Annotated in this window: 12 protein-coding genes; 7 read left to right on the plus strand and 5 right to left on the minus strand. The window is 45.4% G+C overall.

Annotation, left to right across the window (positions count from 1 at the left end; all coding sequences use genetic code 11):
* Window positions 1-13: 13 nt before the first annotated feature.
* A complete protein-coding gene (gene ahpC / locus SB724_RS13330; RefSeq protein ID WP_004393188.1) occupies window positions 14-577 on the minus strand; it encodes an alkyl hydroperoxide reductase subunit C in 564 nt (187 codons plus the stop codon).
* A gap of 590 nt (window positions 578-1,167) precedes the next feature.
* On the opposite strand from ahpC, the gene SB724_RS13335 reads away from it, so the two are divergent.
* From SB724_RS13335 to SB724_RS13345, 3 genes are all read left to right on the plus strand, one after another.
* Window positions 1,168-2,079, plus strand: a complete 912-nt coding sequence (locus SB724_RS13335) for a restriction endonuclease (RefSeq protein ID WP_265972551.1) — start codon at window positions 1,168-1,170, stop codon at window positions 2,077-2,079.
* Window positions 2,080-2,227: 148 nt separating this feature from the next.
* On the plus strand, window positions 2,228-3,118 hold the full coding sequence (locus SB724_RS13340) for a M48 family metalloprotease (RefSeq protein WP_022554016.1): 891 nt from the start codon (window positions 2,228-2,230) through the stop codon (window positions 3,116-3,118).
* 37 nt (window positions 3,119-3,155) lie between these two features.
* A complete protein-coding gene (locus tag SB724_RS13345; protein ID WP_410571474.1) occupies window positions 3,156-3,842 on the plus strand; it encodes a VOC family protein in 687 nt (228 codons plus the stop codon).
* A gap of 36 nt (window positions 3,843-3,878) precedes the next feature.
* Here SB724_RS13345 and SB724_RS13350 read toward each other — a convergent pair whose 3' ends face one another.
* The 3 genes from SB724_RS13350 to SB724_RS13360 form a co-directional block, all read right to left on the minus strand.
* Window positions 3,879-4,334 carry an RDD family protein gene (locus SB724_RS13350; protein ID WP_410571476.1) on the minus strand — a complete coding sequence of 152 codons (456 nt, stop codon included), beginning with the start codon at window positions 4,332-4,334 and terminating at the stop codon, window positions 3,879-3,881.
* Between the two features lie 69 nt (window positions 4,335-4,403).
* Window positions 4,404-5,570, minus strand: a complete 1,167-nt coding sequence (locus SB724_RS13355; RefSeq protein WP_410571478.1) for an MFS transporter — start codon at window positions 5,568-5,570, stop codon at window positions 4,404-4,406.
* Window positions 5,571-5,648: 78 nt separating this feature from the next.
* Window positions 5,649-5,960 carry an ArsR/SmtB family transcription factor gene (locus SB724_RS13360; RefSeq protein ID WP_265972557.1) on the minus strand — a complete coding sequence of 104 codons (312 nt, stop codon included), beginning with the start codon at window positions 5,958-5,960 and terminating at the stop codon, window positions 5,649-5,651.
* A 142-nt stretch (window positions 5,961-6,102) separates the two neighbouring features.
* Here SB724_RS13360 and SB724_RS13365 point away from each other — a divergent pair, with 142 nt between their 5' ends.
* Together SB724_RS13365 and SB724_RS13370 are read left to right on the plus strand one after the other, a co-directional pair.
* Window positions 6,103-6,522, plus strand: coding sequence for a DUF5391 family protein (locus tag SB724_RS13365; RefSeq protein WP_265972559.1), 420 nt, complete (start codon window positions 6,103-6,105; stop codon window positions 6,520-6,522).
* Between the two features lie 125 nt (window positions 6,523-6,647).
* Window positions 6,648-7,874: an outer membrane protein assembly factor BamB family protein gene (locus SB724_RS13370; RefSeq protein WP_265972561.1), complete on the plus strand. Its 1,227-nt coding sequence runs from the start codon at window positions 6,648-6,650 to the stop codon at window positions 7,872-7,874.
* A 37-nt stretch (window positions 7,875-7,911) separates the two neighbouring features.
* Here the strand turns inward: SB724_RS13370 and SB724_RS13375 are convergent, their stop codons facing one another.
* Window positions 7,912-9,249 carry an aldehyde dehydrogenase family protein gene (locus SB724_RS13375; RefSeq protein WP_265972562.1) on the minus strand — a complete coding sequence of 446 codons (1,338 nt, stop codon included), beginning with the start codon at window positions 9,247-9,249 and terminating at the stop codon, window positions 7,912-7,914.
* Window positions 9,250-9,390: 141 nt separating this feature from the next.
* Here SB724_RS13375 and SB724_RS13380 point away from each other — a divergent pair, with 141 nt between their 5' ends.
* Window positions 9,391-10,548 (plus strand): TetR/AcrR family transcriptional regulator, encoded by a 1,158-nt coding sequence (locus SB724_RS13380; protein WP_265972563.1) that lies wholly within the window; start codon window positions 9,391-9,393, stop codon window positions 10,546-10,548.
* Window positions 10,549-10,795: 247 nt separating this feature from the next.
* The gene (gene desA, locus SB724_RS13385) at window positions 10,796-11,845 is read left to right on the plus strand and encodes a Delta(5) desaturase DesA (protein WP_265972564.1); all 1,050 of its coding nucleotides are present in this window, start codon (window positions 10,796-10,798) and stop codon (window positions 11,843-11,845) included.
* Window positions 11,846-11,953 lie beyond the last annotated feature (108 nt).

Consider the following 11,953-nt stretch of genomic DNA (forward strand, 5'->3'; position numbering starts at 1 on the left):
TGGAATGCACTCCTTAGATTTTACCTACCAAATCAAGGCTAGGTGTAAGTGTTTCGCCGCCTTCTTCCCATTTAGCCGGGCAGACTTCACCTGGGTTTTGACGAACATATTGAGCCGCTTTTACTTTGTTTACAAGGTTGCTTGCGTCACGGCCGATACCGCCTGCATTGATTTCAACTGTTTGGATGACGCCATCAGGATCGATGATGAATGTTCCGCGGTCAGCAAGACCAGTTTCTTCGTCAAGAACGTCGAAGTTGCGGGAGATCGTTTGAGATGGGTCACCGATCATTGCATAAGTGATTTTACCGATTTTTTCAGAGCTGTCATGCCAGCCTTTGTGTACGAAGTGAGTATCTGTAGAAACAGAGTATACTTCAACACCTAATTCTTTCAGTGCAGCGTATTGTCCTTGAAGATCTTCAAGTTCAGTCGGGCAAACGAAAGAGAAATCCGCTGGATAGAAGCAGAAAACGCTCCATTGACCTTTCAAATCTTCGTTTGTTACATCGATGAATTCACCGTTTTTGAAAGCTTTTGCTTCGAATGGCAGTACTTCTTTTCCGATTAAAGACATAATATCTTCCTCCTGAAATGTGATTTGAAATATATTAAAAAGACAAAGCATTCACTTTATCTTTCAATAATAATTCTAATTATATATAGATTATTAAATAACATTTATTTTTTGTCAAGCTATATGGGGTATTATTTTCTGCTTTTTTTTGCTTTAGACATTTAAAAATGCCTGGTATAAGCGGTTTGGCGCTGTTTGTCATGTTTAGCGCCGGGCGAAAGGGGGATTCTCAATTGGTGCAGAATAATATCAAGAATCCACCCTCTATATGGTAGTATAAACCAAAGAGGGGACGGTCATGCAAATAAAGTAACTTTGTTCAGGAACACTTTTATGAATGGGTGTTAGGTTTTTAAAAAAATGATGAGTCCGGTGACTGGAATTTAAAGATATATATTTGTTTTGAACTTATTCAATTATGGATAGCGGATGTTCTTATATTAGCTTTACCTCATATATCATCATGAGTGATTTTTTGAAAGAGATTTAAGTGTGAAATGAAGATGGTTTTACGCAGGGGTGTTAGGAACGCAAAAATAATATAAATATCAAGCCAGTTTTAACAAAGACGTTAAATAGGAGTGTAGAAGTTGACCATACCAGGATATCAAGAATTTATGTACCCTTTTTTAAAGATTCTTTCAGATAAAAAGGAGCACAGATTACAAGACTTATACGTGAAATTAGCAAAAGAGTTAAACCTGTCAGAGGAAGATGCAGAAAAATTATTACCCAGCGGAAACCAAAAAGTACTTCATAATCGAATCGGTTGGGTAAGAACATATTTAAGTAAAGCCGGTTTAATCGACATTGTCAGACGGGGTGTTTTTCAGATCACCAGCGAAGGCTTAGAAATAATTAATGACCCGAGTGTCGCCAGTATAGATAATAGATTTCTAATGAAGTATAAGAGCTTTCAGAGATTCAAACAGACGGGTAAAGACAGCAATCAACAGGAAAGTGAGCCGTCGATTACTTCAGAGCCCAGAACTCCCAATGAAATCATTGAACAGAATTATAATGCTGTTAAAAATGAGATTAAAGAAGAGTTACTGAACCAAATATACAAATGTTCTCCTGCCTTTTTTGAAAAACTAGTCGTAGAATTGCTTGTTGCTCTTGGATACGGCGGTTCATTAACAGATGCAGGCACGGCTATAGGGAGATCTGGAGATGGCGGCATAGATGGAGTTATCAAAGAAGACATTTTAGGGCTGGATATGATTTATCTTCAAGCCAAGAGGTGGAAAGATTCTGTTTCAAGGCCGGAAATACAAAAATTTGCGGGCAGCCTGGATGGGAAAAAAGCGAAAAAGGGTGTGTTTATTACTACATCTGTATTTACTGATGGCGCAAAAGAATATGTTAAAGTGATCGATAAAAAAATTATATTAATTGATGGAGAGAGGCTAACGGATTTAATGTTCAACTATAATGTCGGCGTTAGTTTAGAGAGTACTTTTGTTATCAAGAGAGTTGACCTGGATTATTTCGAAGAGTGATTAAAAAGAGGTGCTGTTAAAAACAGCACCTCTTTTTCGGAAAAAAATGGATGAGCATCTTTACAATGCTATTTTCGGAACCGATAATAAAAAGACAGTTTAAGTAGTGGTAAATCATTCAAACATAATAAAAAAAGGGTGATCAAAAATGGAAGTTAGAAAAACAAAGTTCAATTATTTATACATTGTTTGGTCTGGGCTGACAGTTTTGATTTCAATTATGATCTTCAGAACATTATTTCCTTTGGCGCTTTTTCCAACGGTTCTTCTTTTTTTATCCGTTTACGGATTGTTATTCTTTATGAATTACGGACTTTTTGGGGACTGGAGAAATAGAATAAGGGCCGGGTTAAGGCGCCCGGCAACCATTGGAGAAAAGGAGTACCTTGAAAGGTTAAACGATGAAGTTTTTATAAGCGTACAAAGACATTATCCTCATGTGAAAAAAGCGGATCTTTTTTTAATAGATGATGAGGGTATTAATGCATTTGCACTGGGGTTTAAAACGATAGGATTGACTTCGGCGGCTATGAGAAATTTAAGTGATGGTGAGCTAAAAGCGGTACTGGCCCATGAGTATGCGCATCTTGCTTTTAAAGACACATTACACCTTGTGATGTTTAATTCCAGTTTTACTATTTTGAGTATCGCACTGTTGCCGCTGTATGTGATGGGATTCTTTATATGTTTTATTCTGGGGTGTATTGAAGGGCTTCTGAACGGCGGATCAAATCCTTCTGTGTCTGGGGGGTTATTAAATATATTCTTCAGGCTGGTCGGATGGTGTTACATAACGTACTGCCGTTTGGGATTTTATTTTGTGAATATCGGAAGCAGAGATTTTGAATATCGGGCAGACGAAGTAGCTGCGAAAGCGGGTTTCGGAGATGAGCTGTTAGAATTTTTCTATCGGATTGAACGTGAACATATTGACGTTCGAAAAGGTTTTATCGCTTTATTAGCTTCCACTCACCCCTATACTGCTTACCGAATTGAGAATATTGAATCATTTTTGAACGGAGTCAGACAAGAATATTGATATATTCATTGTCTTTATAACCAAAGGGGGTATGATCATGCAAATAAATAACATTACTCTGTACAGTTGTGCGTTGGAGGAGACGAAACACTTCTATGAACGGGTGTTAGGTTTTCCTTTAATTGATGAGTCCGGTGATTCGTTTACCATCAAGGCGGGAGAAAGTGAGTTGGAATTCAGGCGCGCCGATTCTCACTCTCATCCGACGTATCATTTCGCGTTTAACATTCCGAATAATCGTTTTGATGAGGCGAAGGCGTGGATAAAGGATAAAGTCGTTTTTCAAACGGAAGATGGGGAGGATGAGGTGTATTTCTCTCATATTCAGGCGCGTTCCTTTTATTTCAAAGATCCGTCCAACAATCTGGCGGAATTCATCGCGAGAGACACATCGCCGCCAAGCGCGGAACGTTTTTCGATTGAGTCCGTTCTGAATATCGGCGAGGTGAATCTGACGGCTGCCGAGGTCGTATCAACCGGGAGGGAGCTGCAGCGTTTCGGCATTCCGGTGAGAAAGCATGCGCCCCTTAGGGAAGACGGGTTTCATTTTATGGGTGATTACAATGATGGGGCGTTTTTGCTTTTAGGGGCGAGCGGCCGCCGCTGGATTTTTTCTGATCAGCATGCGGAGTTCCATCCGCTGTCTGTCGTTGTGAACGGGACGATCCGCATTGAGGCTGACGGAAAGGGCGGCATTGACATCAGGCGGGCACAGCCGTCATAAAAAAGCCCGGGCTCAAAAGGCCCGGACTTGGAGACATTATTTATAGACAACACGGGTGCTGCACATGATGTCGTGCAGCGTTTTTTTCTCACCGAAGGCGCCCATGATGAATCCGATATAAAGAATGAGCTTAGATATGATATATGCGAAAGCGCGTCCGAAGGCCTGGCCGATGGAAATGCGTCCGCCATCTTCATTGACGACCTTAATGCCGAGCAATGCTTTTCCCAGGGTCCCCTGCATCTTTGAGGCCGTGAGCAGGCTGAAATATAAGATACTGATCACAAAAGAGCTCACAAGAATCGGGATGACGCCGAACACCAGAAAAGAGATGTTAAACTGATTTTCGGTCATGAAGGGGTCAGCCGCCGCAACGCCTGCCGCAAATAAAAAAGAGACCATAAATTGAATGATAAAAATCGGAATTCCTATGATGATTTGATCAATGACGTAAGCCAGAAACCGAATCCAAAATCCTGCCGGTCTTTCCATGTATCTTTTTCTCTCCCTTGCTTTAATCTGGAATATTATACGTAATCATTCCGGATTTTGCAACGGAGCTTAAGCTTCTGCGAGCAGCCTCTTTCCCCATGCCAAGCGTCCCATGATCAGCCCGAAAGCCAGAAGGGCAAACATGATGCCGCACCACATCAGCTGATGGACTCCCAAATGTGAAATAAACCAGCCGCCCGCCGCCGTTCCGATGGTGATGCCGAGGTTGGAAAAAGAGACAAACAGGCTGTTGCCGAATTCGGGGGCCTCCTTTGCTTCCGCAGTAAGCCATGTCTGGCTGACAATGAGCCCGCCGGAATGAACGGCGCCCCATACGAAGACGAGGACGGCCATCGGCGCGAAAGACGTCCCAAACCCGTATATGAGCAAGTAGGCGGCTGTATAAAGAAGAGGAAACAGGATGACGGTCTTTTTCATATTTTTATATAACAAAGCGCCGAAGACGAAATTTCCGGCTATCATAATCACCCCGAAGCTCATCAGCATGAAGCTGACCCATGTACCATTCATATGGGACACCCGTCCGAGGTACTCCGCAAAATAGCTGTAGACAGAAAACATGGCCGCAAAGAGACAGGTGACGGCAGCGATATTGAGCCACAAAGCCGGTTTGCGAAGGATACCGAGCTGGTTTCTGAAAGACATGTTTTCTGTGACCGGCATGGATGGCAAAAAGAGAAGAATGCCCGTGAACGCGATGAGACTGATGATAGCGCCGAATAAGAAGGCGGCTTCAAGGGAGAGATGATCCGCCAGATAAGACGTGAAAGGCACGCCGAACGCAAAGCCGGCGGTGATGCCTGAAAAGACTTTCGTTACGGCTTTTCCGGATTGGCCGGCGGGGACAAGCCGGGCCGCGGCCGCAAGCGCTACAGAAAAGAACACCGGGTGGCATAAAGCCGGAATGATCCGAAACGCCAGCATGACACTGAAATGCGCCGTATACGCGTAGACCGCATTTGAAACGGCAAACATCAGCACCGCTACAAGCAGAATGTATTTTCGGTTTATATCTGAAGCAAGCAAGGTCAAAAACGGTCCCGACACAGCGACGATGAACGCGAAAATACTGACAAGCCACCCCGCTTTTGAAGCAGAAATATGAAATCTGTCCGCTACTTGCGGAAGAACGCCGATAATGCCCATTTCGGTCGTGATAATTCCGAAAACCCCTAATGCCAAAAACAGAATGAAGATGGAACTGCTTTTTTTCATTGTTATGTATGCCTCCTTTTATAACTACATATACAGATAAATAGATATGTTAGAACAAAAAAAGCCCTCCTTTCATGGTTATAGATGGTGCTGAACATAGTCAGCAAAGGCTTTAATTTGTTTTTCATTCCTTCTGTAATAGGTCCACTTTCCGATCCGTTCAGATTCCAGCAGGCCGGCTTTTTGCATGGTCAGCAGGTAGCTGGAGATGACGGACTGCGCAAGCCCCGACTTTGCCTGAATGTCACCGACGCAAATGCCGGTGCGGAAACTGAGTCCCTGCTCAAGATAAGGTCTTTCATCAAAATGGTCCTCCGGGTGTTTAAGCCACGTCATAATATCACTTCGTGTTTTGTTAGATAGCGCTTTATGAATCAATATTGGTTCCATAACGTTTATTATATCTATTTTTCTGGATTTGTAAATTCGTTTTTAACAAAACATTCTCAAATTAAGTAAAAATCGTGCTAAAATATAACATATTATCAGATTACCGGTAAAAAAGCCGGGTTATTGTCAGGAGGATATTCACATGAATCAAAAGAAAAAAGGTGCGGTTGCGGTGACCTTGCTTTCCGCTCTGCTGTTTTGTTTATTGCCGGTCCTCGTCTCGCTTTCTCCGCTTGCGGAAACGGGGCCGAACGCGAATCGTTTTAATTCCGCGGGCATGTGGGCCGCCGTCGGCCAGATCCTTGTGATATATGCGGTCCCGCTCATTTTGTATATTCTCGGTATTCGTGTCATGAAAATCATCATGGCCGTTTTTTGCGGAATCGGGCTTATCATTTGCGCGGCTGTCTTGTTGGTGACGTTATTGACCGCAATTTCCTTAGGGCAGGAGCTGTCTCTTTATTACGGCCTTTTCGTTTGGTCAGGCGCGGCTTTTATCGTCAATGTGGTGTGGTATATTGCCGCGTTTCGACCATCCCCGAAGCATCAGCAGGCTATGTGACATTTGTTCTATAAATCTACCGAAAATACAAATATTTCATAGGTTAATTATAGTATGATCATAGTGATATAGCAGCTTTTAATAGAAACGGGAGGAACTGACATTGAAAAAAAAAGACAGCTTCATTGCGAGTGAAAACATTGGCGGCCGGCGCTGCGGTTGCTGCGGCTTTATCTGTGGGAGCGGTTTCTGATCTGCCGGGGGCAAAATGGCTGCATCCGGCGGCTGCTCAAGCCGCGGAAACGGTATTTAAACAAAATCATGCGGCATCCGGTTTCTTGGCGGGACGGTATGACGCGCAGGCGATGTCTCCGACGATGTTCAACTGGTCAAGAGAAAGCCGGTTTGCAAGCACTGCCGATGGCGCATTAAAATGGGAAAAGAATGTTCCGGCCAATCCTCAAAACGGTGCGGGAGCCGCGGTTGATGGGGACGGCACCGTATTTATTCAATCAAAAGACGGGAAGCTGACGGCGTATCATCCGGACGGTACTGTGAAATGGGTGACGGAAAACCTCGGGACGACCTATACGCTGACTCCGGTGCTCGGAACAAACGGTGTCATTTATCTTCCTTCTCACGATAAAAAACTATATTTCATCGACAAAGAAACCGGAAACATTTTAACATCGGTTCCGCTGAGCGGAGCGCCTAGTTCCGATGCGGCTATCGGCTCTGACGGCACGCTGTATGTGTCGACGCTGGATAACTATATCTATGCGATTAAACCGACGTCACCTTCGACATGGACGCAAAAGTGGAAGTTTAAAACAAACGGCGTGGTCGGCTCCGCTCCCGTGTTAGCATCAAACGGCACGCTGTATACGGCAACGTACAATAATATCTTTTACGCGATCAATTCCGGAACGGGCCAAGTGAAATGGTCAAAAACGACGTCCAACGGGTTTAAAGGCTATCCGGTTATTGATAGAGACGGCACCGTTTACGCCGGAAACCAGGACGGCAACTTATACGCCTATACATCAACAGGTGCTGTAAAGTGGACGTTCCCGTTAAACGGTTTCTCCAGCTCTTCATTAGCGATCGACCATAACGGCAATGTGTATATCGGTTCCGGAAGCGGGGAGCTGTTTTCCATCAGCAAAACCGGTAATATGAACTGGTCTTTCTATACGGACGGGCCTGTGAGAACGGCACCGCTGATTGATGCGGACGGCAATGTGTACTTTGGCTCTGACGATAAAAACGTCTATGCGGTCGACGCTGACGGTAATGAAAAATGGCGCTATCAAACAGACAGCAATGTCATTTCCTCCCCGGTTCTGGCTGAAGACGGCACGCTCTATGTCGGCACTTATACGAAACTGCTCGCATTCGGAGCAAAAAAATAATAAAAAAGAATCCGCGTCATCTGCGCGGATTCTTTTTTTATTTAGAGGCTTGAATGAATACGCCTTTTTCATGAGAGAATTCTTTAAAGCCGTACACACCGTGATATGAACCGATCCCGCTCGTATTGACACCGCCGAACGGAAGGTTGACGTCAGTGAAATGAACGACGACATCATTGACAGAAGCATTGCCGGACGTCGTATGCTGCAGCACATAATCGATCAGCTCCTGATTATGGCTGAATACATACAAGGCAAGCGGCTTGTCCCGTTCAGTGATGTAATCAACGGCTTCACTGATATCTTCGTAATTCATAATCGGCAGAATCGGTGCGAAGATTTCTTCCTGCATGATCTTCATATCAGGCGTGACGTTTGTCAGCACGGTCGGAGAAATCGTGCGGTCATGCGCATCGAATACGCCGCCGAACGCCGTTTTCGCCCCTTTTTCAATGGCATCATCATACAGGGCTTTGACACGGTTAAAGTTGCGGTCGTTGACAATCTGCGTGAATTTGTTGCGGTCAACCATATGATCATCCTCCATAAAACCTGCATTGACAATGGTTTGCAGGAGATCTGTAAAGGTGCTCTGCACTTCTTTCTTCATAAGGAGATAGTCAGGTGCGATACATGTTTGCCCCGCATTGACAAATTTGCCGACGGCGATTTTTTTCGCCGCGTCCATCAAATCATAGCCGCTGTCGATGATCGTCGGGCTTTTTCCGCCAAGCTCAAGCGTGACGGACGACAAGTGCTTCGCGGCTGCCGTCATGACGATTTTACCGACATTCGTGCTTCCGGTGAAGAAAATGTGGTCAAACGGCTGGTCGAGCAGTTCTGTCGCGACATCGACCTCACCTTCAAAAATGGCGACTTCTTCTTCGTGAAATGCCTCGCGAATAACTGTCGCGGCGATATGGCTCGTCTCCATCGTAAAATCAGAAAGCTTCACAATCGCGCTGTTGCCGGCCGCAATGGCAGCCGCAAGCGGAGCCATCGTCAGCATAAACGGATAATTCCATGGGCCGAGAATTAAGGTGACGCCTTTTGGCTCATACATTAATACGCCGTCAGCGTCGGGGCTGACGGATGAGCCGACGCGTTTCGGCGCCATCCAGGTGTCGAGATTGTTCATATTATCTTTAATCGCCTTGATCGTTCCCTGCGTTTCCGCTCTTTTCACCTCATGATAAGGCTTGCGGACGTCCCGTCTGATCGCCTCGATGATTTCTTCTTCATGTGCGGTGACGGCATCTAAAAAGCGCTGAAGCTTTTCTCTGCGCTGCCCGGCTGTTGAAGCACGCAGCGTTTTTTGATTTTTTTTCTGAAGCTCAAAGACGCGTTTGATGTCTGCTTTTATATGCTGATCCATCGGTCTTCCTCCTCTGGTTGCTTTTTTGTTTCTTCAGGGCCTATTATAATGTGATGTGTTTTTGCGGCAAAGACAGCGTAAACACATCTATACGTTACCGTACAAATTGCGGTGATCTGTCTAATGAAAGGAGTGTCTCTTATGCCGGATTCTGTGACAACTGACATCAAACAAGCGCTTTTGGCCATGCTTGGAGAGCGGGATATCCGCCGTGTGACCATGAAGGACATCGCCGGACGGTCGCATGTGAGCCGGGGGACACTGTACCTTTATTACGAGGATAAATATGCGATTTTAGAAGATATAACGGAAGAAATGAAAGACGGGCTGAGCGAAGCGCTTTATGATTCGCTGAAGAATAAAGATGTGCTTCATTTACATGGCGGATGGCAAAAAGTGCATCCGACCCTGTCTTTTGTTGACCGGCATCGGGAGTTTTTTCAAACGATGATGGACCGTCATAAAATGCCGTATTTTCACTTTCATGCTTTTTTAAAAGATGTGTTCCGGCATGATGTGCTGCTGTCACCGGTCAATGCGGATTTCTCACCGACCGAACAGGATATGTACATTCATTACCGCGCGTTATACACATATGCCATTGTGTTGTACTGGCTGAATGAGGAGCCCGGGGCATCCCCGGAAGCGATCAGCGGACAGGTGTGGGATTTGATTTCTCAAAAACGGTTTTACTGGCTGTTCGGCCGCCGGGTGCCGGAACAAGAAGAAAAAAAGCCCGCCGACCGCCGGGTGACCCGAACGAGGCAGGCCTTGCAAGAAGCCATGATCAGCTTAATGGCGGAAAAAAAAGAGTACGCGGCGATTACGATTTCCGATATTGCCCGTCAAAGCAACCTCCGCCGTGCCACTTTTTATGACCATTACGCCAACAAAGAAGCATTGCTGAAAACGATCATCCATCAATCATGCCGGGATCTGATCGGATTATTGACGGTAAAAGGAGAGCCAGCCGATTGCTCCATGGAAGAAGCGGAAGCCGCGCTCGTCCGTCTCTTTTCGGCACTGTCGGACGGCCTGCCGCTCGTCCATTTTTTGAGAGAGGGTTCCGGAGTGCCTGACGTCATCCCGGAAATGTTCAGAGCGCTGCAATCGTTTTATCTTCATCAGCCTCTGCACATTCAGGCGGGCAAAAAGCTCTATGCATACTATGTCGCGTCCATGCTCGTCGGTTTGATTCAATATCGTCTTCATGAAGGAAAAGACCACGCGCCGGACATGCTGGCCCGGGAGTTTCTGCAGTTTTTGGATGTAAAGAAGTATCGGGTGATTTTGCTGTGAGGATGATGAAAAAGAACTCGGCCGAAAACAGGCCGGGTTCTTTTTTGCTGTTTTCTTTGAGAAGTGCCGATATGAAGTGTCCGGCTTTATCCCTTATAAAAAAGATACCTTCCATATGACGCCTGATCAGCATTCTGCCGCTAAACATGACAAATGTCATATTCGGGGCATGATGGCTGCTACTACAAAAGCGTCTGGCGCCTCGGTATACTTGGAATCATAATAAATAAAAGGGGATATGACATTCATGACCAATCACACCGCAACTCAAAAACAAGCATCTTTAAAAAAGCAGGTTGCTGCATTTTCCGGTGCCGATACAAAGCATAGTGTCAATCAGCTTTTCAACACGTTTGTGCCGTTTTTTGCCCTTTGGTTTCTTGCTTACTTCAGCCTTGATGTCTCCTATCTTCTGACCCTCGCCTTTACTGTTATAGCAGCGGGATTTTTGACAAGAATCTTTATTATTTTCCACGACTGCTGCCACCAATCCTTTTTCAAACAAAAGAAACTGAACCGGCTGTTCGGGTTTATTTCAGGTGTGCTGACACTGTTTCCGTTCCTTCAATGGCAGCGCAGCCACTCCATTCATCATGCGACAAGCAGCAACTTAGATAAACGGGGCACCGGCGATATTTGGATGATGACCGTCAAGGAATACAACGAAGCGTCAGCTTGGACAAAAGTACGCTACAGACTTTATCGCAATCCGTTTATTATGTTTATTCTCGGACCGATTTACGTATTTCTGATTCAAAACCGTTTTAATGTAAAAGGCGCCCGCCGCAAGGAGCGCTGGAACACCTATTTCACGAACGCGGCGATTGTCTTATTGGCTGCTGCGACGTGCCTGCTTGTCGGCTGGGAAAACTTTTTGCTTGTTCAGGGTCCGATTTTCCTTATTTCGGGGTCAATCGGCGTCTGGCTCTTTTATGTTCAGCACACGTTTGAGGATTCTTATTTTGAAGCAGATGAGCATTGGGATTATGTGCAGGCCGCGGTAGAAGGAAGCTCCTTTTACAAGCTTCCGAAGCTTTTGCAATGGCTGACGGGCAATATCGGCTACCATCATGTCCACCACTTAAGCCCGAAAGTGCCGAACTACAAGCTGGAAGCCGCTCATGAGGGGCACGAGCCTTTAAAAAACGTACCGACCATTACGCTTAAAACAAGTCTTGAATCCATGAAATTCCGTCTGTGGGATGAGGACGAAAAGCAATTTGTCACCTTTCGGGAGGCGCGGAAAACACCGCTGCCCCAACCGGTACCGAAAGAACCTTTAAAGAAAAATGCCTGATATGGCGCGCGGCTCTTTCTCTTATCAGAAAGGGCCTTCTCTTCATGCGTGAGGATGCAATGAAGGCGGTGTTTTGATAAAGTGATGGTAGACACAAGCAGCAGAAGG

This window comes from Bacillus sp. SIMBA_031 (genome assembly GCF_046535225.1).
Taxonomy (GTDB): Bacteria; Bacillota; Bacilli; order Bacillales; family Bacillaceae; genus Bacillus; species Bacillus velezensis.

Coding starts and splice junctions, on each gene's coding strand:
- ahpC (WP_004393188.1), bottom strand. CDS start 577: ATGTCTTTAATCGGAAAAGAAGTACTGCCATTCGAAGCAAAAGCTTTC.
- SB724_RS13340 (WP_022554016.1), top strand. CDS start 2,228: ATGGAAGTTAGAAAAACAAAGTTCAATTATTTATACATTGTTTGGTCT.
- SB724_RS13345 (WP_410571474.1), top strand. CDS start 3,156: ATGCAAATAAATAACATTACTCTGTACAGTTGTGCGTTGGAGGAGACG.
- SB724_RS13350 (WP_410571476.1), bottom strand. CDS start 4,334: ATGGAAAGACCGGCAGGATTTTGGATTCGGTTTCTGGCTTACGTCATT.
- SB724_RS13355 (WP_410571478.1), bottom strand. CDS start 5,570: ATGAAAAAAAGCAGTTCCATCTTCATTCTGTTTTTGGCATTAGGGGTT.
- SB724_RS13360 (WP_265972557.1), bottom strand. CDS start 5,960: ATGGAACCAATATTGATTCATAAAGCGCTATCTAACAAAACACGAAGT.
- SB724_RS13365 (WP_265972559.1), top strand. CDS start 6,103: ATGAATCAAAAGAAAAAAGGTGCGGTTGCGGTGACCTTGCTTTCCGCT.
- SB724_RS13375 (WP_265972562.1), bottom strand. CDS start 9,249: ATGGATCAGCATATAAAAGCAGACATCAAACGCGTCTTTGAGCTTCAG.
- SB724_RS13380 (WP_265972563.1), top strand. CDS start 9,391: ATGCCGGATTCTGTGACAACTGACATCAAACAAGCGCTTTTGGCCATG.
- desA (WP_265972564.1), top strand. CDS start 10,796: ATGACCAATCACACCGCAACTCAAAAACAAGCATCTTTAAAAAAGCAG.